General features: G+C 65.2%; 19 protein-coding genes and 1 pseudogene. 5 read left to right on the top strand and 15 right to left on the bottom strand.

The window, feature by feature from the left end; translation table 11 throughout:
• Positions 1–20 precede the first annotated feature (20 nt).
• The 9 genes from rpsA to DFR29_RS23140 form a co-directional block, all read right to left on the bottom strand.
• Positions 21–1,685 (bottom strand): 30S ribosomal protein S1, encoded by a 1,665-nt coding sequence (rpsA, locus tag DFR29_RS23175; protein ID WP_133821021.1) that lies wholly within the window; start codon positions 1,683–1,685, stop codon positions 21–23.
• Positions 1,686–1,830: 145 nt separating this feature from the next.
• Positions 1,831–2,517, bottom strand: coding sequence for a (d)CMP kinase (gene cmk, locus DFR29_RS23170; protein WP_133821020.1), 687 nt, complete (start codon positions 2,515–2,517; stop codon positions 1,831–1,833).
• Positions 2,518–2,611: 94 nt separating this feature from the next.
• Entirely contained in the window at positions 2,612–3,523 is a 912-nt protein-coding gene (gene lpxO / locus DFR29_RS23165; protein ID WP_425598884.1) for a lipid A hydroxylase LpxO, read from the bottom strand.
• Between the two features lie 462 nt (positions 3,524–3,985).
• Positions 3,986–4,228 carry a 5-methylcytosine restriction system specificity protein McrC gene (locus DFR29_RS29760; RefSeq protein ID WP_208113699.1) on the bottom strand — a complete coding sequence of 81 codons (243 nt, stop codon included), beginning with the start codon at positions 4,226–4,228 and terminating at the stop codon, positions 3,986–3,988.
• Positions 4,111–4,362, bottom strand: coding sequence for a 5-methylcytosine restriction system specificity protein McrC (locus tag DFR29_RS30570; RefSeq protein ID WP_208113689.1), 252 nt, complete (start codon positions 4,360–4,362; stop codon positions 4,111–4,113). Before DFR29_RS30570 ends, DFR29_RS29760 begins: the two co-directional genes overlap by 118 nt.
• 42 nt (positions 4,363–4,404) lie before the next feature.
• On the bottom strand, positions 4,405–5,718 hold the full coding sequence (gene aroA / locus DFR29_RS23155) for a 3-phosphoshikimate 1-carboxyvinyltransferase (protein WP_133821018.1): 1,314 nt from the start codon (positions 5,716–5,718) through the stop codon (positions 4,405–4,407).
• Positions 5,715–6,827 carry a histidinol-phosphate transaminase gene (gene hisC / locus DFR29_RS23150; protein ID WP_208113688.1) on the bottom strand — a complete coding sequence of 371 codons (1,113 nt, stop codon included), beginning with the start codon at positions 6,825–6,827 and terminating at the stop codon, positions 5,715–5,717. The genes aroA and hisC overlap by 4 nt, the downstream gene beginning before the upstream one ends.
• Complete coding sequence (pheA, locus tag DFR29_RS23145) at positions 6,824–7,930, bottom strand: prephenate dehydratase (protein WP_243746154.1); 1,107 nt, start codon at positions 7,928–7,930, stop codon at positions 6,824–6,826. Before pheA ends, hisC begins: the two co-directional genes overlap by 4 nt.
• 88 nt (positions 7,931–8,018) lie before the next feature.
• Positions 8,019–9,401 (bottom strand): FAD-binding oxidoreductase, encoded by a 1,383-nt coding sequence (locus DFR29_RS23140; protein ID WP_133821016.1) that lies wholly within the window; start codon positions 9,399–9,401, stop codon positions 8,019–8,021.
• 155 nt (positions 9,402–9,556) lie between these two features.
• Between DFR29_RS23140 and serA the strand changes: the two genes are divergently transcribed.
• Both serA and DFR29_RS23130 read left to right on the top strand, forming a co-directional pair.
• Positions 9,557–10,792, top strand: a complete 1,236-nt coding sequence (gene serA / locus DFR29_RS23135; RefSeq protein ID WP_133821015.1) for a phosphoglycerate dehydrogenase — start codon at positions 9,557–9,559, stop codon at positions 10,790–10,792.
• A 112-nt stretch (positions 10,793–10,904) separates the two neighbouring features.
• Positions 10,905–12,482: pseudogene (locus DFR29_RS23130) on the top strand (ABC-F family ATP-binding cassette domain-containing protein); the annotation flags it as partial.
• 123 nt (positions 12,483–12,605) lie between these two features.
• Here the strand turns inward: DFR29_RS23130 and serC are convergent.
• Together serC and DFR29_RS23120 are read right to left on the bottom strand one after the other, a co-directional pair.
• The gene (gene serC / locus DFR29_RS23125) at positions 12,606–13,688 is read right to left on the bottom strand and encodes a 3-phosphoserine/phosphohydroxythreonine transaminase (RefSeq protein WP_133821013.1); all 1,083 of its coding nucleotides are present in this window, start codon (positions 13,686–13,688) and stop codon (positions 12,606–12,608) included.
• Positions 13,689–13,776: 88 nt separating this feature from the next.
• Positions 13,777–16,977: a PAS domain S-box protein gene (locus DFR29_RS23120; RefSeq protein ID WP_166654284.1), complete on the bottom strand. Its 3,201-nt coding sequence runs from the start codon at positions 16,975–16,977 to the stop codon at positions 13,777–13,779.
• A 115-nt stretch (positions 16,978–17,092) separates the two neighbouring features.
• Here DFR29_RS23120 and msrP point away from each other — a divergent pair, with 115 nt between their 5' ends.
• Together msrP and DFR29_RS23110 are read left to right on the top strand one after the other, a co-directional pair.
• Complete coding sequence (gene msrP / locus DFR29_RS23115; RefSeq protein WP_133821011.1) at positions 17,093–18,076, top strand: protein-methionine-sulfoxide reductase catalytic subunit MsrP; 984 nt, start codon at positions 17,093–17,095, stop codon at positions 18,074–18,076.
• Positions 18,076–18,726 carry a protein-methionine-sulfoxide reductase heme-binding subunit MsrQ gene (locus DFR29_RS23110; RefSeq protein ID WP_133821010.1) on the top strand — a complete coding sequence of 217 codons (651 nt, stop codon included), beginning with the start codon at positions 18,076–18,078 and terminating at the stop codon, positions 18,724–18,726. The genes msrP and DFR29_RS23110 overlap by 1 nt, the downstream gene beginning before the upstream one ends.
• Before the next feature lie 54 nt (positions 18,727–18,780).
• On the opposite strand, the gene DFR29_RS23105 is transcribed toward DFR29_RS23110, so the two are convergent.
• The 4 genes from DFR29_RS23105 to DFR29_RS23090 all read right to left on the bottom strand — a co-directional run bounded on the left by DFR29_RS23105 (position 18,781) and on the right by DFR29_RS23090 (position 24,207).
• The gene (locus DFR29_RS23105) at positions 18,781–19,644 is read right to left on the bottom strand and encodes an FHA domain-containing protein (RefSeq protein WP_166654283.1); all 864 of its coding nucleotides are present in this window, start codon (positions 19,642–19,644) and stop codon (positions 18,781–18,783) included.
• Between the two features lie 93 nt (positions 19,645–19,737).
• Entirely contained in the window at positions 19,738–20,823 is a 1,086-nt protein-coding gene (locus DFR29_RS23100) for a putative porin (protein ID WP_133821008.1), read from the bottom strand.
• Between the two features lie 44 nt (positions 20,824–20,867).
• Complete coding sequence (locus DFR29_RS23095; RefSeq protein WP_133821007.1) at positions 20,868–23,561, bottom strand: serine/threonine-protein kinase; 2,694 nt, start codon at positions 23,559–23,561, stop codon at positions 20,868–20,870.
• Positions 23,548–24,207 carry a cupredoxin domain-containing protein gene (locus DFR29_RS23090; protein ID WP_133821006.1) on the bottom strand — a complete coding sequence of 220 codons (660 nt, stop codon included), beginning with the start codon at positions 24,205–24,207 and terminating at the stop codon, positions 23,548–23,550. The genes DFR29_RS23095 and DFR29_RS23090 overlap by 14 nt, the downstream gene beginning before the upstream one ends.
• Positions 24,208–24,471: 264 nt before the next feature.
• Between DFR29_RS23090 and DFR29_RS23085 the strand changes: the two genes are divergently transcribed.
• Positions 24,472–24,753 (top strand): polyhydroxyalkanoic acid system family protein, encoded by a 282-nt coding sequence (locus tag DFR29_RS23085; RefSeq protein WP_133821005.1) that lies wholly within the window; start codon positions 24,472–24,474, stop codon positions 24,751–24,753.
• Positions 24,754–24,764: the final 11 nt, after the last annotated feature.

The raw sequence follows: 24,764 nt of genomic DNA, 5'->3' as shown, positions 1-24,764 counted from the left end.
TGCCCGGCCGGCCTGGAGCCTTACTTCTTCAGCTGTTCCTTGAGCAGCGCGCCGAGCTTGGCGGTGCCCAGGGTGCTGGACTGGTACTCTTCCAGAGCCGTAGCGAGCTCTTCCTCGTCCTTGGCGCGGATCGACAGCTGCAGCGTGCGGCCCTTGCGGTCCATGCCGATGAACTTGGCTTCGACCTTGTCGCCCACCTTGAGGTGCTGGGTCGCATCTTCGATGCGTTCCTTGGCGATGTCGTTGGCACGCAGGTAGCCCTCGACGCCTTCGCCCAGGTCGATGGTCGCGCCGCGCGCGTCCACTTCCTTGACGACGCCGTTGACGATGCTGCCCTTGGGCGAGCCGGCCATGAACTGGCCGAACGGGTCCTGTTCCAGCTGCTTGATGCCGAGCGAGATGCGCTCGCGCTCCGGGTCTACTGCCAGCACCACGGCTTCGACTTCGTCGCCCTTCTTGAACTGGCGGACAAGATCTTCACCGGTAGCCTGCCAGGAGATGTCGGACAGGTGGACCAGGCCATCGATGCCGCCGTCCAGGCCGACGAAGATGCCGAAGTCGGTGATCGACTTGATCTGGCCGCGCACCTTGTCGTTCTTCTTGTGGATGGCCGCGAAGGTTTCCCACGGATTCGACTGGGTCTGCTTGATACCCAGCGAGATGCGGCGGCGCTCTTCGTCCACGTCGAGGACCATGACCTGCACTTCGTCGCCGACCTGGACCAGCTTGCCCGGGTTGACGTTCTTGTTGGTCCAGTCCATTTCGGAGACGTGCACCAGACCTTCCACGCCCGGTTCCAGCTCGACGAAGCAGCCGTAGTCGGTGACGTTGGAGACCTTGCCGAACAGGCGGGTATTGGTCGGGTAGCGGCGGGCGATGTTGACCCAGGGGTCTTCGCCCATCTGCTTGAGGCCGAGCGAAACGCGGTTGCGCTCGCGGTCGAACTTCAGCACGCGGACGTCCAGCTCATCGCCGACGTTGACCACTTCGGACGGATGACGTACGCGCTTCCACGCCATGTCGGTGATGTGCAGCAGACCATCGATGCCGCCGAGGTCGACGAACGCGCCGTAGTCGGTGAGGTTCTTGACCACACCCTTGATGACTGCGCCTTCCTGCAGCTTTTCCAGCAGCGATTCGCGCTCGGCGCTGAATTCGCTTTCGACCACGGCACGACGCGAAACCACCACGTTGTTGCGCTTGCGGTCGAGCTTGATGATCTTGAACTCGAGTTCCTTGCCTTCGAGGTAGACCGGATCGCGCACCGGGCGCACGTCGACCAGGGAACCCGGCAGGAATGCACGGACGTCCTTGATGTCGACCGTGAAACCGCCCTTGACCTTGCCGCTGATGCGGCCGGTGACGGTGGCGTTGGCCTTCTGCGCCTCTTCGAGTTCGTCCCACACGAGCGACCGCTTGGCCTTCTCGCGCGAGAGCATGGTCTCGCCGAATCCGTTCTCGAGCGAATCGAGGGCAACCTTCACCTCGTCGCCGATGGCCACTTCGAGTTCGCCGCGTTCGTTGCGGAATTGCTCGATGGGCACGATGCCCTCGGACTTGAGGCCGGCGTTGACGACGACGACGTCCGACTTGATGTCGACTACGACGCCGGTAACGATGGTACCCGGCTTGAATTTGATCAGGGCTTCGCTCTGTTCAAACAGTTCGGCAAAACTTTCAGTCATGTTGATTCCAGAATGGAAAAAAGCCGCAGCCCGGACAATGTGGCCCGAATGCCGCCGCTTGCCTGTTGGGGTGCCTTCGCAGACACCATGGAGTTCCCCGCGGTGCGGGACCTATTCCCTTTGTGCAAAAACGAAGAAGGCGGCGTCAGGCGGGTTGGATAAGGCTGAGCACCTTGTCCACCACGGCATCCACGGGCATCCCGGTCGAGTCGATCAAGACGGCATCCAGTGCCGGCTTCAGCGGAGCTACGGGACGCGCCGCATCGCGGGCATCGCGCGCTTCGATCTCGCGCAAAAGGGATGCGAGTGTAACGTTCAGGCCTTTGTCTTTCAACTGCTTATAGCGCCGCTTTGCACGCTCTTCGGCGCTGGCGGTCAGGAAAACCTTGACCCCGGCATCCGGAAAAATCACCGTGCCCATGTCGCGCCCGTCGGCGACAAGGCCGGGCGTGCGGCGGAAACTCAGCTGCTTGTCGACCAGGGCCGTACGCACGGAAGGGATCGCCGCGATAGCGGACGCAACCGCACCGACGGTCTCTGTACGCAGATCGTCGGTGGAATCGTGGGAGTTGACGTAAACCCTTGTTTCGCGGCCATCTTTCGGATCGCGAAAGGTGATCTTGGTGGTCTCGGCACAGCGCGTCATCGCTTCCGAGTCGGACAAGTCCAGCCCGGCCATCGAGGCGGCGTAGCCGACTGCGCGGTACAGCGCGCCCGAATCCAGCAGATGCCAGCCCAGCCGTTCCGCGACGATGCGGGCGACAGTGCCCTTGCCCGAGCCGGACGGCCCGTCGATGGTCAATACGGGTATCGGCTTGTCGGATCGGCTCATGGGCACTCTGGCAGGCGGAGCAAACTTTGCGAGTCTAGCAGTTCGCCGCCATCCGGCGTCATGCATAGCGCACGGCGGCAAGCGCAGAACCGCCTCAAAGCCACCAGATGAACCCGACCATTCCCAGAACCAGCAAGTACTTGAGCGCGTAGTACAGGCGCTTGTTGCGCTCGCGCAAAGCCTTGGCCCTGAGCCGCACGGCATAGAAATACTTGAAGGCGCGGTTGATGCCGCCGGTCCTGTCCCCTTCGCGGTTCGGCGAGGCCCCGGCCGCAATGAAATGGCGCGCGACAAAACGGTTGAGTCCGCGTGCCCAGGCAAAGCGCAGTGGCCGCTCGATATCGCAGAACAGAATGATGCGGTTGCCGGCCGAGTCGTTGCGCGCCCAGTGGATATAGGTTTCGTCGAACATGGTCCATTCGCCGTCCCGCCAGCTGTAGCGCTGGCTGTCCACATCGATGAAGCAGGCATCGTCGTTGGGTGTGTCCAGGCCCAGATGCAGGCGCAGCGAGCCCGCAAACGGATCGCGATGCGGACGCAGCTCGCCGCCGGGCGGCAGCTCGGCGAACATCGCTGCCTTGACGCCAGGAATCTCGCGCAACAGCGCTGTCGTGCGCGGGCACAGCTCGGCAGCGGACGGATGCGCCTCGTCGTACCACTTCAGATAGAAGCGCTTCCAGCCGCGGCGGAAGAACGAATTGAAGCCGACGTCGCTGTAGCCGTCGGCAGCCTTTATCTGCTGCAATTCACGCAGATGCAGCGCCTCTTCGCGAATGTCGCGCCAGCGCTGGCGCAGCGGCTCCAGCTCGGGAAAGTGCTGCTCCGGCACGATGAATGGCTTGGTCGGCACGCGCGAACACAGGTACATCAACACATTCACCGGCGCCATGAAGGTGGAGTGATCGAGCAGCTGACGACCGAAGCCATGGCGCACGCGCCCGCGCAGATGTACGTAGGCCGCGCAGGCAAGAAACAACAGGACGAAAATCCATTTCACGGTCGGGATACCCAAACAAAACAACCCAAAAAGCCACCGCCCCTCCCGCCCGCCCCCGGGAACCACGGCACGTAATATCGGTGACGGGCCGACTGCACCTGCGTCGACGGTCAACCTGATCCAGCCGCTCCTGAAAGAGCCTGCAGCGATGCCGGACACAGCCGAACAGGCGACTCAATATGGGGAGTCGAAAATGAATTCAAGGCTTGACGATCGACGGATCGTGCATGCGACGGCCGGCGCGACGGCCGGCAGCGGAAGAAATGCCGGCCACTTGTTCAGGTACCGCAACAGCCTGGCCCATTGCTGCGATCAACCGTTGCGTCCACTCCCCGCTTGTCGCCGCAGTACCGGGAAGCACTGCTGCGGGCCGAGCCGAGGCCGCAATACAGTGAAGCAGCCTGCCGGGCCTTACCTCAAGCAAGCGGCGACGGCTGATGCCCTGGGCGAAAACGGGCTGCGATACCCGCGTCATCGGGCAGCAGCAGCGTTTTGGAATCCAGGCAAAACGGCAAGGCCCACAGACGCAGCGCTGTGCGGAAATCTGAACGCGGGCAGCGGCTGGGGGAATCGCGCAGCCAGGGGATAGACCCGTGCTACGTCGCCGCGACCTTGCAGATAGGTCTGCCCGTAGGCATGCAACTGATAGAAATCGCTCTGTGCAAGACCGTACTTGTCGCTGCCGTTGTTCCTGTCCGCATCGAGCAGCTCCATTTCGTATCCAGTACGACAAGGCGCTGCTCGCCATGGCAGATCAGAAGATCAGGCTTGAGGCGGATCCAGCGTTGCTGTTCATGCTCCACCAGATGCTGGTCTCGTGCTTGAAGCAGCAGCCGGGACAGTGGCACCAGCTGTCGCGACAAATGCCTGGCAACGAAAAGTCGCAGCCGTTACCAGGTTACCAGGACGAAGCCACAGCCGTTGGCCAGTGCGACAAAACCCGGGAACGAGGTCGCCACATTCTCGCAATCGAGAATCTGCACCGGCGTGGCCGCCAGCAACCCGGCTACGGCAAAACTCATGGCACAGCGATGATCGCCGACACTGTCGACTTCGCCGCCGCCGAGACGGCCGCCTTCGATCAACGCGCCATCGGGCGTTTCTTCGATGGCCACGCCCAGTTTGCGCAGGCCCTGCGCCATCACCGCGATGCGGTCAGACTCCTTTACACGCAACTCGGCTGCGCCGGTAACGCGCGTCGTACCCTGCGCCGCGGCCGCGGCGACAAACAGAATGGGAAACTCGTCGATCATGTCTGGCACCAGCGTTTCGGGCACGGCAATACCGTGCAGGCGGGCATGCCGCACGCGCAGGTCGGCCACGGCTTCGCCGCCGAGCTCGCGTTCGCGTTCCAGTACAATATCCGCGCCCATCAGGCGCAACGCCTGCAACAGGCCGGTGCGGCGCGGATTGATGCCGACTTCCCGCAGCAGCAGGTCCGAACCCGGCACGATGCTGGCCGCAACCAGGAAAAAGGCCGCCGAGGAAAAATCTGCCGGCACTACTACGTCGGTCGCGCGCAGACGGTGGCCGCCGCTGAGGCTGGCCCTGCCCTCGCCGAACGCAATCGGCCAGCCGAATGCGGCCAGCATGCGCTCGGTATAGTCGCGCGTCGGATGCGGTTCGCTGATCCTGGTTTCGCCGTCCGCGTAAAGCCCGGCCAGCAGGATGGCCGATTTGACCTGGGCGCTGGCGACCGGCAACGCGTAGTCGATGCCGCGCAAGGGACGCCCGCCGTGCACGCGCAAGGGCGGCAGGCCGCCTTGCTGCGCATCGATCTGCGCCCCCATGCGCGCGAGCGGATCGATCACGCGGCGCATCGGCCGGTGCGACAGCGATTCATCGCCGATCAGCGTGGAATCGAAGGCTTGCCCGGCCAGGATACCGGTCAGCAGGCGCATGCCCGTGCCTGCGTTGCCGCAGTCGATCGCATCGGCCGCGGCATGCAGGCCGTGCAAGCCCGCGCCATGCACGATGCGCTCGCTCGCACTGGGCTGCTGCATCGTCACACCCATGGCCGCGAATGCGCGCGCGGTCGCGCGCGTGTCTTCGCCTTCGAGGAAACCGCTGACCCGCGAGGTGCCTTCGGCCAGCGAGGCAAACATCACCGCGCGGTGCGAAATCGATTTGTCGCCGGGTACGCGCACTTCGCCCTGCAAGGCAGTGGCGCGGCTGCTGCTCCAGCATTCGCCGCTACTGCTCATGCCAGTGCCTCCAGCAGGCGCTCGCTTTCCGCGCGCGTGCCGATGCTGATGCGCAGGCAGGTCGGCAGGCCGTAGCCCGCCATGGGCCGTACGACGACGGCGTGGCGGAACAGCTGTGCCTCGACGTCTTTTGCATCGCGCCGGAAATCGACCAGCACGAAATTCGTCTGCGAAGGAAACACGCGCAGGCCGCGTTCGCGCAAGCGGGCAGTGAGCCATTCGCGTTCCTGCGCCGTGTGCTCGCGGATATGCGCCGCATGAGCAGCATCAGCCAGCGCGGCCTGTGCACCGACCAGGGCCAGGCTGTTCACATTGAACGATTCGCGCAGACGCTCCAGCACAGCCATCGCCTCGGCCGAGCCAATCGCGTAGCCGACGCGCAATCCCGCCAGCGCGTAGGCCTTGGAAAACGTGCGCGTGACGATCAGGTTCGGATGACGTGAATCGCGCAGCAGGCGCACGGCCGAATTCGCGCCGGGCGCCGTCATGTATTCCGCATAGGCCTCGTCAACCACCACCACGACATGCGCCGGCAGCTGCGCCAGGAAGGCGTCCAGCGCCGCGTCGTCGAACCAAGTGCCGGTCGGGTTGTTCGGGTTGGCCAGGTAGACCAGGCGCGTATCGGCTCGCACTGCAGCGGCCATGGCGGCGAGATCGTGCCCCAGCGGCGCGGTTGCATGATCGGCTGGCAGTGCCGGCACGCAGATCGCCTGGGCACCGGCGGCAGCGGTGCCGATCGCGAATACCGCAAAGCCAAATTGCGAATACACCACCGAGGTCGACGCATCGACAAAGCACTGCGCTATCAGCATGAGCAATTCGTGCGAACCGTTGCCCAGCACGATCTGCTCGCTGGCCACGCCCAGGTGCGCGGCCAGCGCGCGCTTGAGCGCGCCGCCCTTGGGATCGGGATAGCGGTAAATATCGCCGAGCGTCGCGGCAATGGCCGCGGCCACAGCCGGGCTGGCGCCCAGCGAGGTCTCGTTCGAGCCCAGTTCGATCAGGCGTTCGCCGTATTCCTGCCGCAGCGCAGGCAGATCGTGGCCCGGATCGTAGGCGCGCAGAGCGCGCGTGGCCGCATTGGCCAGCTGCAGAACGGCGCCGCTCACAGCAGCGCCACCGGGTACGATCCCAGCACCTTCACTTCCGCCGCGCGTGCGCTGGCGGCGGCAACCGCTGCGCTCACGCGCGCATCGTCGACATGGCCTTCCACTTCGACAAAAAACACATATTCCCATTTGCCGGTGCGGGCCGGACGCGATTCGATCTTGGTCATGGACAGGTTCTGGTCGGCAAACGGCGTCAGCAGTTCGTACAGGGCGCCCGGCTTGTCCTTGACCGACATCAGCAGGGAAGTCTTGTCGTGTCCCGACGGCGGAAACAGCTCGCGCCCGATGACGAAGAAGCGCGTGGTGTTGTCGGGCCGGTCCTCGATCTGCCGGCCCAGCACCTTCAGGCCGTAGATATGCGCCGCGGTCTCGCCGGCGATGGCCGCTGCGTCGTCCGCATTGCGTGCACGCCGCGCCGCTTCGGCATTGCTGGAAACGGGTATGCGCTCGGCCTTGGGCAGGTTGGCCCGCAGCCAGGCCTTGCACTGGCCCAGCGACTGCGGGTGCGAATACACCCGCTCGATGTCTTCCAGCCGCGTGCTGCGCGAAAGCAGGTGCTGGTGCACGCGCAATTCGATTTCGCCGCAGATCTTCAGCGGCGAGGTGACGAACAGGTCGAGCGAGGAATTGACCGTGCCTTCGCTGGAGTTCTCGATGGGCACCACGCCGAAATCGGCATTGCCGGCGGCGACTTCCTGGAACACCTCGTCGATGGTCGCCAGCGGCAGGCCCTTGATCGAATGGCCGAAGTGCTTGAGCACCGCCTGCTGGCTGAAGGTGCCTTCGGGACCGAGGAAGCCGATTTTCAGCGGCTCCTGTTGGGCCAGGCAGGCCGACATGATCTCGCGGAACAGGCGCACCATTTCCTCGTTGCTGAGGAGGCCGCCGCTGTTGCGGTCGACCACCATGCGCAATACCTGCGCCTCGCGTTCGGGCCGGTAGTAATCCACCGCGGCCTTGAGTTCGCCCTTGGCCTTGCCCACCAACTGCGCCCACTGCGCGCGTTCGCCGATCAGCTGCTGGATTTCGCGATCGATCGCGTCGATGCGCTGGCGCGTCTGCGCCAGGTCCAGCGGCGCACCGTTTGGTTCGTCTGCGTTCATTGCCATTCCGAGATTCAACACCTGAGCTTATACGCGACATTGCCGCGCAGATTGATATGTGATTGCGCGATATGCGCAGCCGGCGGACTCAGAACAATTTGCCCGGATTCATCACGCCACGCGGATCGAGCACAGCGCGGATACCGCGCATCAGAGCGATTTCCTCCACGCTGCGCGCGCTGGCCAGATAGGCCTTCTTGACCAGGCCGATGCCGTGTTCGGCCGAGATGCTGCCGCCATGGCGCCTCAGCACCTCGCACATCAGTTCGGTCACACGCTCGCACTCGGCGATGAACGCGGCGTAGTCGATCTCGGCAGGCTTGACGATATTGATATGCAGGTTGCCGTCGCCGATATGACCGAACCAGACCACGTCGAACTGTGGATACTCGCGCGTGAGCAATTCCTGCATTTCCTGCAGGAAGGCCGGCACTACGCCGATGCGCACGGAAATATCGTTCTTGTACGGCTTGTGCGGCGCCAGGCTTTCGGTAATGCCCTCGCGCAGGCGCCACAGGCTGCGCGCCTGCGCCTCGCTCTGACTCAGCACGCCGTCGCTGACCCAGCCCTGCTCCAGGCAATGCTCGAACACGGCCAGCGCTTCGGCCTGGGCGGCTTCGTCGGCCGCGTCGAATTCGGTCACCACGTAGTAAGGCGACACCTGCTCGAACGGCGCCTGCGCGCCATGCGCCCGTACGTGATGCAAGGCACGATCGGTGAAGAATTCGAACGCGCTCAGCTGCAGGCGGCTACGGCAGGCACCGAACACCTGCATAAGCGCCTGCATATGCGGCACGGCAAACAGCAGTACCTGTGAAGCGGGCGGCGCTTCGGTCAGCGCCAGGGTCGCTTCCACCACCAGGCCCAGGGTGCCTTCGGAACCGATGAATAGATGGCGCAGGTCGTAGCCGGTTGCGTTCTTGACCAGGCTGCGGTTGAGCTCCAGCAGTTCACCTGCGCCGGTGACCACTTTCAGCGAGGCGATCCAGTTGCGCGTATTGCCGTAGCGGATGACGCGGATGCCGCCGGCGTTGGTGGCGATGTTGCCGCCGATCTGGCACGAACCGCGCGCGCCGAAATCCACCGGATAGATAAGGCCGTGTTCGCGCGCGGCATTGTGTACCGCTTCCAGCGCAATGCCTGGCTGCACGGTCAGGGTGCGGTCGGCTGCATCGAAGCCCAGTACGCGGTTCATGCGCTCCAGGCTGACCACCAGCTCGCCGTTCGCCGCCACGGCGCCGCCGGACAGACCGGTGCGGCCGCCCGAGGGTACGATCGCCACGCCGGTCTCGTTGGCCCAGCGCACGATCGTCTGCACCTCAGCAATATCGGCCGGCAAGGCAATGGCCAGCGGTGCCGGCGTCCAGCGCCGGGTCCAGTCGCGGCCGTAATGTTCCAGGTCGGTGGCGTCGGTGGTCAGCTTCAGTTGCGGCAGGCGTTCGCGCAGGGAAACGAGCGGCGAGATGGTCATGCGGGCTCCGGCTTGAGACCGGGTCAGCCTGCCAGCGATGTCATTAGCCGTCCAGTGTTGCATTGCGGCACACTGAGCCAAATTGGCATAGTTGCGTCTCTCGCCCGGCTGTTGCCGCCGCGCCGCCTACCCTAATTTTGTGACGCGATCAAACAATGAAGAAGACGTCGTACCCGAAACAAGACATCCGCGTGTTGTTGCTCGAAGGCGTCAGCCGCAGCGCGGTAGAGGTCTTCCAGAACGCCGGCTATTCGCAGATCGACTTTCATGAGAAATCGCTGCCCGAAGCCGAGCTGAAACAGCGCATTGCCGACGCCCACCTGGTCGGCATCCGTTCGCGCACCCAGCTCACCGCGGAGGTACTGGAACAGGCCAAGCGCCTGATCGCCGTGGGCTGCTTCTGCATCGGCACCAACCAGGTCGACCTGGCCGCAGCCAAATCCGCCGGCGTGCCGGTATTCAATGCACCGTATTCGAACACCCGCAGCGTGGCCGAACTGGTGCTCGCCGAAACCATCCTGCTGATGCGGCGTATTCCACAAAAGAACGCCGAATGCCATCGCGGCGGCTGGTCCAAGTCTGCCGCCGGCAGCTATGAAGTGCGCGACAAGGTGTTCGGCATCGTTGGCTACGGCCATATCGGCACCCAGGTAGGCCTGCTGGCCGAGGCACTGGGCATGCGCGTGATCTACCACGACATCGAAACCAAGCTGGCCCTGGGCAATGCACGCCCGGCGCTGAGCCTGAACGACCTGCTCGGCCGCGCCGATGTCGTCACCCTGCACGTGCCCGAAACGCCGGCGACCCAGCTGATGATCGGCGCCGAACAGCTCAGCCGCATGCGTCCGGGCAGCGTGCTGATCAACGCTTCGCGCGGCACTGTCGTCGATATCGACGCACTCGCCGCCAACCTGCGCAGCGGCCATATCTCCGGCGCTGCGGTCGACGTCTTCCCGCTGGAACCCAAGGGCAACGACGATGCCTTCGTCTCGCCGCTGATCGGCATGGACAACGTCATCCTCACCCCGCACGTCGGTGGCAGCACGCTGGAGGCACAGGACAACATCGGCATCGAAGTGGCCTCCAAACTGGTGCGCTACAGCGACAACGGCTCCACCCTGTCGGCGGTGAATTTCCCCGAGGCCTCCCTGCCCGAACATCCGCACAGCCGGCGCCTGCTGCATATCCACAAGAACGTGCCGGGCATGCTGTCGCGCATCAACGACCTGTTCTCGCGCGAGAACGTGAATATCGACGGCCAATACCTGCAGACCGACCCGCATGTCGGCTACGTGGTGATCGACGTGTCCATGCCGGAAGAACGCGCAGCGGAACTGAAGGACGCACTGGCGACGATACCCGGCACCCTGCGCGCCCGCGTGCTGTATTAGCCGCTGAAGGCCGTCGCGGCCGCCTGGCGGCCGCGACAATGCGGATGGACGCTGTCATGGCATCGGCGCTCAGGTGCGCTACAATCGCCGGTTTCGCCTGCCTGGCCACCCCATGATTGCCTTGCGTAACTTCGCCCTGCGTCGCGGCGAACGCCTTCTGCTGTCCGATGTAGACCTCACCCTGCACGCGGGCGCCCGCGTCGGCGTGGTCGGACGCAACGGCTGCGGCAAGTCCAGCCTGTTCGCGGCCATCCAGGGCGAAGTCGAGCCAGACCGTGGCGACCTGGATCTGCCGAGCAAGCTGCGCATCGCCAGCGTGGCCCAGGAAACGCCGTCCCTGCCCGACCCGGCCATCGAATTCGTGCTGTCGGGCGACGAGGAAGTGCATTCGATCCTGCGCGCCGAAGCGCAGGCGATGGAACGCGAAGACTGGGACGCCGTAGCCCTGGCCCACCAGAAACTCGCCGCGATCAACGGCTACGATGCCAGCGCCCGCGCCGGCCGCCTGCTGCACGGCCTCGGCTTTCATCCGGATACGCACCAGATGCCGGTGTCGGACTTCTCCGGCGGCTGGCGCGTACGCCTGAACCTGGCGCGGGCCCTGATGATGCCCAGCGACGTTTTGCTGCTGGACGAACCGACCAACCATCTGGATCTCGACGCCGTGCTCTGGCTGGAGCAATGGCTGCTGAAATACCCGGGCATGCTGCTGATGATTTCGCACGACCGCGAATTCCTCGACGGCGTCAGCACGCATACCCTGCACCTGCACGAAGGCCGCGCCAAGCTGTATACCGGCGACTACACCAGCTTCGAACGCCAGCGAGCCGAACAGCTGCGCCAGCAGCAGATCGCGTTCGAGAAGGAACAGGCCGAACGTGCCCATCTGCAGTCCTTCATCGATCGCTTCAAGGCCAAGGCCAGCAAGGCGCGCCAGGCTCAGTCGCGGGTCAAGCGCCTGGCCAAGCTCAGCGGCACCGAGGCGGTGCGCGCCGAGCGCCAGATCCGCATCAACTTCGACGCTCCTCTGAAGCTGCCGCATTCGCTGCTGCGCCTGAACGACACCGATGCCGGTTATGCACAAACTTGCATTCTCCACAACGTAGGATTCGGCCTGGAAGCCGGCGACCGCATCGGCCTGCTCGGCCCGAACGGCGCGGGCAAGTCGACACTGGTCAAGACCCTGGTCGGCGAACTGGCGCTGCTGCAGGGCGATCGCATGGCGCACAAGGACATGCAGCTGGGCTACTTCGCCCAGCACACCGTGGAGTCGCTGCACGAAGGACAAAGCCCGATCGACCATCTGAAGGACATCGCGCCCGGCGTGGCCACGCAGGAATTCCGCGACTTCCTCGCGCGCTGGAATTTCTCCGGCAACCGCGCGTTCGAGGTCATCGACAATTTCTCCGGCGGCGAGCGCGCGCGCCTGGCACTGGCCCTGATCGCCTGGCGCCGCCCCAATGTATTGCTGCTGGACGAGCCGACCAACCATCTCGACCTGGAGATGCGCGAAGCCTTGGCCGAAGCGCTCAGCGATTTCGACGGCGCCATCGTGCTGGTCTCGCACGACCGCCACCTGACCGGCCTGGTCTGCGACACCTTCTGGCGTGTCGCCGACGGCAAAGTCGAAGCCTTCGACGGCGACCTCGACGAATATGCGGCCTGGCTGCGTTCCCGCGGCACCCGCCAGGCGCGGGCGCCGAATGCGCAGGCTGCGTAACAAATAAAGTAGCTTGGGGCAAGCTGTCAGGCGCACCCCAAACTACGTTCGGCGTATTTTACATTCGTGTATATTTTGTACTTTAGTATACTCTTACCCGTTACGCCGGGCGAAATCGCGCATGAAATCGACCAGCGCATCGACGCTGGCCTGCTCCACGGCGTTGTATAGCGACGCGCGCATGCCGCCGACAAGCTTGTGGCCTTTCAGTGCCAGCAGGCCGGCATCCCGGGATTGCTGCAGGAATGCCGCATCGAGCGCGCTGTCTGCCAGGGTAAAAGGCACGTTCATCCACGACCGCGCCGCACGATCGACCGGGTTGGCGTAAAAATCCGACGTGTCGATAAAGTCGTAGAGCGTTTCCGCCTTGCGCCGGTTGCGCTGCTCTATTACGGCGAGGCCGCCTTCGGCCTTGAGCCACTGGAACACAAGCCCGGCCAGATACCAGCCGAAGGTGTTGGGCGTGTTGAGCAGCGAATTCTGCGCCGCGTGCTCGGCGAAGCTGAAAATCTTCGGCAGGGTACTGGGGCAGCGCTCGAGCAGGTCTTCACGCACGATCAGCACGACCAGTCCGGACGGCCCAATATTTTTCTGCGCCCCCGCATAGATCAGGCCAAAGCGCGACACATCGATGCGCCGCGACAGGATGGTCGAGGACATGTCGGCGATCAGCGGCACGCCGCCGACGTCGGGAACCTCGTGGAATTCCACGCCACGGATGGTTTCGTTCGGCGTGTAGTGCACGTACGCGGAGGCGGGGTCGAGATCCCAGTCAGCACGCGGCGGAAGCGCCGTATAGTTGTTCGCCGCCGACGTGGCCGATACCTGTGCGCGTACCAGCGAGCCGGCCTCGCGCACGGCTTTTTCGCCCCAGTCGCCGGTGACGATGTAGTCGGCGCGCTGCTCCGGCCTGGCCAGGTTCATCGGGATCTGGGCGAATTGCTGGGTCGCACCGCCCTGTAGGAACAGGACCTTGTAGTTCGCGGGAATGGCCAGCAGGCCGCGCAGGTCAGCCTCGGCCTGTTCGGCCATGGCCATGAATTCCTTGCCGCGATGACTCACTTCCATGACCGAGGCGCCGGACGTACCCCATTCCAGCAGCTCCGCCTGGGCACGACGCAGTACGGCTTCCGGCAGCGCGGCGGGACCGGCGCTGAAATTATGACCACGGCTCAAAGGCAGGCACTCCATCGACATTGAAGCGCGATTATGCCGTTGCGCAGCGCCCGTGCGCGGACGGCCTGGCGATAAGCCGCACTGCCGCTCAGGCGCGGCGTTTCAAAACCGAACCCGCGGCCAGCAGCTGTTCCATTTCCGCGGCAGGCAGCGCCGGCGCATACAGATAGCCTTGTGCGGTGCTGCAGCCCATGGCCAGCAGCAGCTCCGCCTGCGCCGCGGTTTCCACGCCTTCGGCGGTCAGCGACAGCCCCAGGTCTTCGGCGAAACCCGACACGGTGCGCACGATGGCGCGATGACGGCGGTTGGTTTCCATGTCGCGCACGAAGCTGCGGTCGATCTTCAGCGCATCGAACGGCGACGAGGCAAACGAATCGAGCGAGGAATAGCCGGTGCCGAAATCGTCAACCACCAGGCTGACGCCCAGTTGCTTGACCTCGCGCAATATCGCCTCGGCCTGGACCCGGCCCGAGCGGAATACGGTTTCAGTCACCTCGATCGCCAGCGAAGCAGCGGCCAACCCGGTACGCTGCAGCACCCGGCCTATGCCGGCGGCGACATCGCGCTCAGCGAACTGGCGGTCGTCCACGTTGACGTTGGCGCGCAGGTCGTGGAACGCGGGATAGCGCTGCTGCCATTGCTTGAGCTGGGCGCAGGTCTGTTCCAGCACCCACCAGTCGATCGCGACGATTAGGCCGGTTTCCTCGGCCACGTCGAGGAATTGCGGCGGTTGCAACAGACCGCGCTCAGGGTGCAGCCAGCGCAGCAGCGCCTCGCAGCCCACCACCGCGCCGCTGCGCAGATCGACCAGAGGCTGGAAATGCACGCGGAATTCCTGCCGTTCCACCGCTTCGCGCAGATCGGTTTCCAGGCGCAGCCGTTCGCGCGCGGCGCGGTGCATGGCCTCGTCGAACATCATGTAGGCCGATTTGCCGCGCGCCTTGGCACGGTACATGGCCGTGTCCGCATCGCGCAGTACCTGTTCGGGCGTGTCGTAGCCGGCCCGGCCCAGCACGATGCCCAGGCTGGCACCGGAGTAGATGCGATGGCCGTCGAACACGAACGGTTCGCCCAGCGCCTGCAGCACCTGGTGCGCCAGCGCCTCAGCCGAGTGCGTCGTCCATTGGCCGCGCGGCAGCATGGTGAATTCGTCGCCGCCATAGCGCGCCAGAATGCAGCCTTCGGGCAGTACGCCACGCAGGCGCGCGACGATCTCGACCAGCAGGCGGTCGCCGGTGGCATGGCCCAGGCTGTCGTTGACCAGCTTGAAACCGTCCAGATCGAGAAACAGCACGGCATAGCCGTATGCACCCTGCTCCTGCGCCTCGCCCAGACGCCCGGTGAGATGGCGCTCGAACAGCACGCGGTTGGGCAGGCCGGTCAGGGCGTCGTGGGTGGCGTTGTGCTCCAGCTCGCTTTCAAAGCGGTGGCGTTCGGTCACGTCGCGCACGGTGCCGCTGAAATAGTCGCCGTCATCCAGGCGGATCGGACCGGCGCTGACGCTGACGCGCAACTCGCGGCCGCCCTTGCGCCGCAGGAAGGTTTCGTATTCGGCCGGCAGTACTTCGCCACGCCCGCGCGCGGCAACGCGCGCGGCGATGATGCGGCGGCCCTCGGCACTGGCCAGCTCGTTCCAGTGCATGCCGATCAGTTCGCGCTCGTCGTAGCCGGTCAGGTTGGCGAAACGCTGGTTGACGTAGATGTAGCGCTCGTCACGCATCACGTACACGGCGATCTGAGCATGCTCGACCAGAGTGCGGTAGCGCTCTTCGGAACTGAGCAGCGCGCGTTCCGCGTCGCGCCGTGCGGTAACGTCCTGTACCGCTCCCTCCAGGCTGAGCACACGGCCTTCTGCATCGCGCACCGCATGCACATTCAGCGAAACCCAGATCGGCCGGCCGTCGTAGCGGCGGATGCGTACTTCCTGGTCGGTGACCTGGCCGTTCCGGCGCAGCAGCTCGAGCAGTTCGTGGCGGTCTTCGGGTGGCATGTCGATATCGTCGATATGCGCCATGTGCTGCAGCAGGTCGCTGCGCGAGGCATAGCCGAACAGATGCCCCAGCGCGGCATTGGCTTCCAGCACGCGGCCATCCGGATGGGCCTGGAACAGGCCGATCACGGAATGGCGGAACAGCTGGCGGTATTTGCGCTCGGCCTCGGCCAGGGCGCGCTGCTGGGCGCGCTCTTCGGTAATGTCGCGCGCCGTGCCGGTGCTGGCGATATCGCCGTCGAATACCACCGGATCGGCACGCACCTGCACCAGGCGTCGGCTGCCGTCCTTGCACAGCATGTTGATCTCGTAGCCCTGCACTTCGCGCGAACCGCTTTCGCGCAGGACGCGCCGCTCCATCTGCGCCGCACGCGACTCCGGCGCGACCAGCTCCATGTATTCGCTGCCCAGCAGCTCGCCGACGCTGTAGCCGAGCATGTCGGCCATGGCGCCGTTGGTGAACTCCACCTTGCCGCGCTGGATCAGGAAAACGCCGTCGCGGCAGTTGTCCACCAGGATGCGGTACAGCTCTTCGGACTGGCGCAGCGCCGTTTCGGCGGCCTCCTGGCGCGTGATGTCGACGACCGAGCCTTCGACGAACAGCAGCTGGCCGCTCTGGTCGCGCACGCTACGCAGGTTCTCGTTGATCCAGATGGTGCTGCCGTCGCGGCGGCGTACGCGGGTACGGCGGTTTTCGATCTGGCCGTCGCGATGCAGATCCGCAAACAATTGTTCCGCCACGCCCTCGTCCACGTAGACCGCATGCGAAGGGCGAGGAAATTCCCGCAGCATCTGGTCGATGGAGTCGTAGCCGAAGATGCGTACCAGAGCCGGATTGACGTCGATCAGTCCGCCCTCTGGCAAGCTGCGGTAGATGCCCTCGGCCGCCGCCATGAACAGCGAACGGAAGCTGGTCAGGTCGAGATTGGGCGCCAGCACCACGCCATCGGGGCCGCTGAGGCGCGCCAGGCAGAGGATATGCGCGCTGCCGTGCGTATCGAGCAACTCGGCATTCAGTACCACGCGCAGCGCAGTACCGTCCTTGGTGACGAATTCCAGCGACTGCTCGAACAGGCGGCCTTCGCTGCGCAGGCGTGTCCAGAGCAGTCCGCGCGCGTCCGGATGGCGCCACAAGCCAAGGTCCAGCGGGCGCCGACCCAGCAGTTCGGCACGCGTATACCCGAGGGCGGTTTCCGCGGCCAGGTTCAGATCGACGATATGCCCGTCGCCCGCCGCCAGCAGCATGACCAGGCTGGGCGAGTAACGGAAAGCCGCGGCAATGTGAGGTTCCCCGTGCACCGTCACTCGGCATCGACTGATTTGACCCGAGTATATCTGCGGCTGTACGCATCGCCAGCCCCGCCTGAAAGATCGCTGCACTGATACCGGTCTGGTGGAAAAACGAGACCTTGCCATGAAGCCATACCGAGTTGCCCCGATTGCCGGCTCCGACATCACGCCGGAGTCTGTCTACTTGCAGCGGCGCGGGTTCCTGCGTGGCCTGGGCCTGCTGGCACCGTTGCTGGCCAGCGGCTGCAGCAGCGGCGGCGATGCCGGTGCGCCAGCCGATAGCGGCCCCAGCGGCGCGGTTCTTCCTGCTACCCGGAATTCGCGCTGGGACAGCAAGGAAGAACTCACCAGCTGGCGCGATGCGACCAGCTACAACAACTACTACGAATTCGGTACCGGCAAGGGCGATCCCGCACGTCATGCCGGCCGCTTCCAGCCGCAGCCGTGGACCGTGGAAGTCGCCGGCCACGCCGAAGTCATCGGCCGGTTCAGCCTGGAGGACCTGCTCAAGCCGCACACGCTGGAGGAACGTATCTACCGTCACCGCTGTGTCGAAGCCTGGTCGATGGTGATTCCCTGGATCGGTATTCCGCTGGGCGAATGCCTGAAGCGCTTCAAGCCAACCTCGCGCGCGAAATATGTCGCCTTTACCACCGTCAACCGGCCGCAGGAAATGCCCGGGCTGGCCTACGACGTGCTCGACTGGCCGTACCGCGAAGCCCTGCGCATCGACGAGGCCATGCATCCGCTGGCCATGCTCGCGGTCGGCCTGTACGGCCGTGCGCTGCCCAACCAGAACGGCGCACCGCTGCGCCTGGTGGTGCCGTGGAAATACGGCTTCAAGGGTGCCAAGTCCATCGTGCGAATCGAGTTCTGGGAAAACCAGCCGTCAACGTCGTGGAATATCGCCGGGCCCAGCGAATATGGATTTTATTCCAATGTGAACCCTGCGGTGGATCATCCGCGCTGGACCCAGTCCAGCGAACGGCGCATTGCCGGCAGCGGCGGCAGCCTGTTCGCCAAGCGCATTGCCACCCTGCCCTTCAACGGCTATGCCGACGAGGTGGCTTCGCTCTACGCCGGCATGAACCTGCGCGCGAACTACTGATGACGAAACCTTTCGATCGCCGCATCGCTGCCGCCAAGGCCATCGTCTTCAGTCTGTGCCTGCTGCCGCTGGTGCTGTTGCTCTGGGACACCCTGCACGATCAGCTGGGAGCCGACCCGGTCGCCCAATTGGAACACCGTAGCGGCGACTGGGCGCTGCGCCTGCTGCTGCTGACCCTGGCCGTGACGCCGCTGCGCCAGCTCAGCGGCCAGGCCGTAGTGTTGCGCTTGCGCCGCATGCTGGGCCTGTTCGCGTTCTTCTATGCCAGCGTGCATCTGGGCATTTATCTGGTGATCGACCTGGGCGCTTTCTGGCGCCAGCTGTTCGAGGAAATCCTCAAGCGGCCGTACATCACCGTGGGTTTTTCCGCCTGGCTGCTGATGCTGCCGCTGGCGATCACCTCGACCCGGGGCATGATGCGGCGGCTCGGCCGGAACTGGGGCCGTCTGCATAAACTGGTCTACCTGGTTGGCATTTGTGCAGTCTTGCACTATTTATGGCTGGTGAAATCGGGCCAGAAGATCGCGGTGCGCGAACCGCTGATCTATCTCGGCATCTACCTGGCCCTGATGGCAGCGCGGCTGCCCTGGCAACGCTGGCTGCCGCAACGCGCAGCGGCCAACCCGCCGACATTGCGCAAGGCAGAGTAAGCCGCGCCGGGCAGAAACGCTTCGGACTGGACCAGCCAGGCCCGCTGTTCGATGTCAGAAGCCGTACAGCAGCAGCAGTGCAATCGCCCCGCCGATCAGGCCGGCCGCAGCGATCAGCCACCAGATCTCGTTGCGGTTTGCGCTGGACTCCACCGGCGGCGCAGCAGCAGGCCGCGCCGGCTTGAGATCGGGCAGGTTGACTGCCTGCATGGTCTGGGTGATGGCCGGGGCAAAGCCCGGGCTGCGCTCTTCCACCAGTTCGCCCCGCAGCGGCAGGCCCGGTGCTTCGAGCAGGAAGCGGTTGCGGTCGAACGCGATCTGGTCGCCAGGATGCAGTACCGCGTCGCGCACCTGCACGCCGTTGACGAAAGTGCCGTTGGACGAACCCAGGTCGCGCAGGTAGATGCCGTCACCGTTGTTTTCGATCATCGCGTGCTTGCGCGACATTTCCGGCTCGTCCAGGCTCAGGTCGCATTCGTTGCCGCGGCCTATGGTGAGGCGGCCGCGCACCGGCACGATGCGGCCGAACTGGCTGCCCGATACGCCGCGCAATACGACCTTGGGGGGCACTGCGCGCGCGCGCGTCTCCGCCGTGTCGGCGCTGGCGCCGCTGTCGGGAACGGCCGTGCGGATAACCTCGTCGCGCTCGGGTTTGATCATGATCTGCACCGCATCGATGCTGAGCACGTCGCCGAGCCGGACTATGCCCTTCTCGCGCACGGGCCGTGCATTCAGATGCGTGTGGGCCTTGGCGTCGAGAACGTTCAAGGTAAGCCCGCGCCCGTCGACTTCGATGCGCGCATGGTGCGGCGCGATGCCCGGGCTGGACAGAACAATCTGATTGTCCCTATCGGAGCCTATTCCACAAACGCCAGGCGTCAGCACGAAATCGGCGTGCTCGCCGTTGGGAAAGCTCATGCGCGCGCGAATTTCCATCAGCTGACCGGCCCACTCCGTAGATTAACGCGATGGCAATTTAGCATGAGCGCCCCCGGGGATTACCAGCAAGGATTACCAGCGTGCGCCCAGGTCCAGCAGGATGCGGTCGGTATGCTGGGGCAGACCGTTGCGCAGCTCGTGGAACGCGGCGAGGCGAAGATTCCAGGTTTCGTCCAGGCCATAGCCTATCCACGGCATGTAGCCATGCGTGAAAGAGTGGAACCACCAATCGTCTTCGTTGAATGCGGCCAGCACGGCGTCACGCTGTATACGCTGGTTGGAATAGCCGAACTCCCAGCCGCCGGCGCGCAGGCGGCTGCCCAGTACCAGGCTGAAGCGTGCGCCGTCGCGCTGGTCGTCGGCACCGAGGTTGCGTACCAGATCCAGACGCGCCTCCAGCGGCCATTCGCCGAACTGGGTGCGGCCAACCAGTTGCAGATCGAGCAGGCGGTAGTCGCTGAGTAACGGCCCGTTGGCCGGCAGGCGCCGGTTGGTACGGGTCAGGCCCTGCCGGGTGAGCTGGCCGAGGTCGGAAAAATCCAGATAGCTCAGCAGCACTGCCGCATTCGACGGCGCGCCTTCGCGCCAGCGCCAGGCCAGCTGGGCGGCGGCAATGCGCGTGTCGTCGTCGTACAGGTGCTGCGCGGCGAAGCCGCCGACAGTCAGTTGCAGCCGGCTGTAGTCGCCCAGGGCGAAGGACTGGTCCAGGCTGATGCCGGCCGGACGCAGGTCCGCATCCCAGGTCAGCGGCGACAGTTCCAGCGGAAACGGTGCCTTGCCCAGCAGTACGCGGGTCTGTTCGCGCGGCTGCCAGCGCAGCCAGAACTGGTCGAGATTGGCGCCGTCGCTGCGTTCGTTGTCGTTGTTGATGCGGTTGGTGGCGTTGTCGTCGCTGCCCTGGGCCAGTTCGATCGCCGCACCGAAACTCAAGGTCGGCATGGCGGCGTATTCGCCGCCGAGCCGGCCGCGGCTGCGCCAGCGGCTGACTGTGCGATCGCCGGGCAGGCCTTCGACATGGTCGTAGCGCAGCAGTGCATCGCCGAACCAGCTCCAGCCGCCAGCAGCGTGATCTTCCGCCGCCGTTTCCTCGGCGCTGCCCGCCAGAATGCTGTCCTGGGCCAGCGCCTCGCCAGCCAGGGCCGCAGCCAGCAGCAGCACGCCCGCACTTGCCACCCGCCCCCATCGCCTCGGTTCGCGCATGCTCACGCCCTCAGCTGCGTCAGCGACGCAGCCAGTTCGGCCGCACTGGCCGGTCGCTCGGCGCGATTGCGCTTGAGGCAGCTCAGGATCAGCGTTTCCAGCTCTGGCCGGATTTCCGGCCATAAAACCGACGGCCGCGCGGGTTCCTGCTGCATCTGGGCCATATAGATCTCCATGGTATTGGACCCGCTGTACGGCAGTGCGCCGCAGAACATCTCAGTCATGAGAACGCCGCAGGCATAGATATCCGCACCTTCGTCCACTTCTTCGCCGGCCAGTTGTTCCGGCGCGCAGTAATTCGGCGTGCCGAGGAAGGTGCCGGGCTGGGTATGCCCCGGTGTCGCGCGACGGGCCGGCCGGGCAATGCCGAAGTCCATCAGCTTGGCGTTGCCATTGGCTTCGAGGATGAGGTTTTCCGGCTTGATGTCCCGGTGCAGCACACCGACTTCGTGCGCCGCTGCCAGGCCAGCCGCCAGTTGCCGCGCAATACGCAGTCCGGCCGAATACGGCACGCGCTTGGCCTCGCGCAGCAGGTAGCGCAGGGTCATGCCGCGCACGTATTCCATCGAGATATACGGCAGGCCGTTAACCTCGCCGAAATCGAACGTACGCAGCACGTTCGGATGGGTGATGCGGCGGGCCAGCTTGATTTCGCTCTTGAGCCGGTCCAGCTGTTCCGCGTCGAGCAGTGCGCCGGGCTTGAGCATCTTCAGCGCGACGACGTCGTCGAGTTCGAGATCGTGCGCCTTGTACACCACGCCCATGCCGCCGGCGCCGAGCACCGACAGCACGCGGTAGCGCCCACCCAGTGTGGAACCCGGCGCCAGTTCGCCACTGTCGCGCAGGCTGCGCGCGGCGGCGGCGCTGCGCGGCGTGATCGCGGCACTGCCGCGCGGCACGGTGTCGTTGTCCTGCGCGAGCCGCTCCGGCGCTTCCGCGTGCGGCAGGCGCTGCAGCAGCGCCGCGCTGGGTGCATAGAACTGCTTGCTGCTGAAGCCACCGGTGGCAACCGCGACCGAGTCGCTACCGTATTCGCTGCGCAGGCTTTCGCCGGTGCTGCGCCCGGCCAGTACCTGGCCCGGTGCCGCATCGCAGAGCAGGCGATCGATCTGCACCTGGGCCGCACCGACCAGCTGGCTGCCCTCGCCCGCCTCGGACAGCACCAAGTCACCGTCGGCCAGCGCCGCCGCCGGCGGCGCTGCCTGGGCAAATTCGTCGCGCAATAGCTGCAGGGCATGCAGCAGGCGTTGCGGCCCTGGGAACGCCAGCGTCCAGCGTCCGCCCGGCGCCGCCAGCAGCACGCCGTCCGCTGCGGCCGCTGCCGCGGCAAGACGCGTCTGTATGCGGGCCTTTTCCTCCAGCACCTGCTCGGGCGGGGTATGCGCGGGCAGGCTGAGCAGCTGCCGGTACTCCAGTCCCAGCAAGACCAGTGCATCGCGCCGCGGCGGCGTCGACTGCTTGAGCGGCTGGGTATGTACGACGACGCCCGAGCCTTCCTGGCCGGGCTCGGGCAGGAAGCGCGCGAGATTGCCGACATAGCCTTCCATGTCGCTTTTTTCGCGCAGATCGGACAGCAGCGAATCGAAAGCGCGCGCCAGCCGCGCCAGTTCGTCCTGACCGGCGGTGCCCAGGCGGGTCTGGAAATTGCCCGCCGCAGCCTGCTCGGCCGCGCTGGCCATGGCACTGACCGGGCGCAGGATGCCCTTGGATATGAGGTACGACAGCGGCAGGGCCAGCAGCAAGGTGACCAGGCCACCGAGTACCACGCTGTTGAGAATGGCACGGTAGCTCGCAACCACCTGGTCGGACGAGGCCAGCACCATCAGCTGGCCCAGCTCGGCTGCATCGGCAGCGGCGGTCGGCGCCATGCGCGCCACCCAGTCCTGTCCGCCCAGGTCGATATGCGTGCCGTCCGCCGCAGACGCGGCAGACGGCAGGCCGGGCGAGCTCTTCACCGTTTCGCGCAATTGACTCGCCGCCGCCGAATCGAAGGAACTGGCGATCAGCGCCGGCTTCCCCGCCAGCGGCATCCAGAAGGCGATTTCCGCGCCGCTGACCTGGGCGACCTTGCGCGCCAGCTCGTCGTCCACGGTCTGGGCCAGCAGCAGGAAGCCGACCACGTTCTGGTCCTGCGCCAGCGGCACGATGGCGGCCTGGAACAGTTTGTCGTTCTGGCGCCAGTAGCCGCTCAGCGGCCGTGCCTCGGCCAGGGCCGGGGCCACCAGCGGATCGGCCGCCAGCGATTCGGTAAACGCATCGGCCTGGTCGGTGCGCGCCAGCACTTCGCCCTTGCCGTCGAGCAGGATGCCCAGGCTGAAGCCGATATCTTTCTGCCGGTCACCGAGCAGGTCGCGCATGGACATGGTGTCCGGCGCCGCATCGCCGCCGAGGCCAGGCAGGTTGCTCGAGCTGTTGGCGTCGGCGATGTACTTGACGAAGCTGGCGTCGGAGGCGACCAGGCGCAAGCTCAGCTCCAGCTGTTCCAACCGGTGCTGCTCGAATTCGCGCTGTGCGGCGACGCTGGTGGACAAGGTCTTGCCGATCGCCCGCGCCGCGACGCGCTGGCCTTGAACATAGGTGACGACGATGGCGGCACTGACCGCCAGCAGGATCAGCAGGGCCGTGGCGAGAAAGAAGCGGATCGCCAGCGGCAGGGCGAAGCCGCGCTGGCGCCGGTAGCCCTCAATAGCCGCCATCGCCGCTCCTGCCGTAGGGCTTGCCGAATTTGTTCATATGCGGAGGAATCTTTTTTTGTGCCAGTTCCAGCTTTACCGCCTGCGCCTCGGCCTTGCCCGCGACCAGCTGCGCGTGCCAGGGTGTGGCACGGTCCAGCCATACCACCAGGTCGCCCTTGCCGGCCGGCAGATCCTTCAGGCGGAACCTGCCTTGCGCGTCAGGCCGCACGAAATACGGCGTATCGAGCACCAGGATATGGCCGACCATGGAATGGTGCACATTGCAGTAGACCCGCACGTAGCCTGGATGATCGAAGCGCTGCGCCTTGCCTTCGCCCTGGCCGTACAGACCGATGTCGAAGCCATTGTCTTTCGAGGTCGAGAAAGCGTTGTGCAGGATCGGGTCCTGGTTCGGAAAACGCACTTCGGTGCCGACCGTGACCGGCAGGATGCGCGGCGAGAACTGCTTGCGCAGGGTGACCATCTCGACCGGCGGCGGTGCCGCCGGCACCGTCACGGCGGCAGCGGGACGAAAATACACGACGGCTTCGGCCGCCTCTTCCGGCCGCAGCGGCTTGCCGTCCAGATACAGCGTGACCTGGCCTTCGATCGTGGCGGCGCCGGCACTTCCGGCCAGCAGCAAGCCTGCCCACAGCAGCGATCTCACGTATCCGTCTCCTCCACCCGTTGCCCGGCGCATCCGCCGATGGCTGCTGCCGCAAACCCGTCAGCGCCAGCCTAACCGAACGTTACAGAGATGCCCCTGCGTACACGCCGTGGTCATACCGCGCCGCGGCGCAACTTGAATTGTGCGCCGCAGCCGCCATCCACGGCCTCGTGCGGCAGCGCATCACGCCGCATTCGTCGCCTGGGGCATCATAGTGCAAAGCCCCATCGCCACAAGCCCGCCAGACCAGCCAGGACGCCTGCAATGCCCTCGATCGATATACGTCACAAGCACGCCAAACCCGTCAAGGAAGCCAAGGTCGCCGTCACCGAAGTGGCTGCCGAGATATCCAAGAAATTCGACCTGACCTACGACTGGAAGGGCAACGTGCTGCATTTCCAGCGCTCCGGCGTCAACGGCCAGATCGCGCTGGAGAAAGGCCTGGTGCATGTGACGGCGGAACTCGGCTTTCTTCTGTCGCTGCTCAAGCCCGCGGTGGAGCAGGAAATCCAGAAACGCCTGGTCCAGCATTTCGGCACCGCGTGAACAAAAGCATC

It is taken from the genome of Tahibacter aquaticus, from assembly GCF_004363655.1.
Classification (GTDB): Bacteria; Pseudomonadota; Gammaproteobacteria; order Xanthomonadales; family Rhodanobacteraceae; genus Tahibacter; species Tahibacter aquaticus.
This window is presented reverse-complemented; position numbering and strand designations above follow the sequence as displayed.

Coding starts and splice junctions, on each gene's coding strand:
- rpsA (WP_133821021.1), bottom strand. CDS start 1,685: ATGACTGAAAGTTTTGCCGAACTGTTTGAACAGAGCGAAGCCCTGATC.
- cmk (WP_133821020.1), bottom strand. CDS start 2,517: ATGAGCCGATCCGACAAGCCGATACCCGTATTGACCATCGACGGGCCG.
- DFR29_RS29760 (WP_208113699.1), bottom strand. CDS start 4,228: ATGGAGCTGCTCGATGCGGACAGGAACAACGGCAGCGACAAGTACGGT.
- aroA (WP_133821018.1), bottom strand. CDS start 5,718: ATGAGCAGTAGCGGCGAATGCTGGAGCAGCAGCCGCGCCACTGCCTTG.
- pheA (WP_243746154.1), bottom strand. CDS start 7,930: ATGAACGCAGACGAACCAAACGGTGCGCCGCTGGACCTGGCGCAGACG.
- DFR29_RS23140 (WP_133821016.1), bottom strand. CDS start 9,401: ATGACCATCTCGCCGCTCGTTTCCCTGCGCGAACGCCTGCCGCAACTG.
- serA (WP_133821015.1), top strand. CDS start 9,557: ATGAAGAAGACGTCGTACCCGAAACAAGACATCCGCGTGTTGTTGCTC.
- msrP (WP_133821011.1), top strand. CDS start 17,093: ATGAAGCCATACCGAGTTGCCCCGATTGCCGGCTCCGACATCACGCCG.
- DFR29_RS23110 (WP_133821010.1), top strand. CDS start 18,076: ATGACGAAACCTTTCGATCGCCGCATCGCTGCCGCCAAGGCCATCGTC.
- DFR29_RS23105 (WP_166654283.1), bottom strand. CDS start 19,644: ATGAGCTTTCCCAACGGCGAGCACGCCGATTTCGTGCTGACGCCTGGC.
- DFR29_RS23095 (WP_133821007.1), bottom strand. CDS start 23,561: ATGGCGGCTATTGAGGGCTACCGGCGCCAGCGCGGCTTCGCCCTGCCG.
- DFR29_RS23085 (WP_133821005.1), top strand. CDS start 24,472: ATGCCCTCGATCGATATACGTCACAAGCACGCCAAACCCGTCAAGGAA.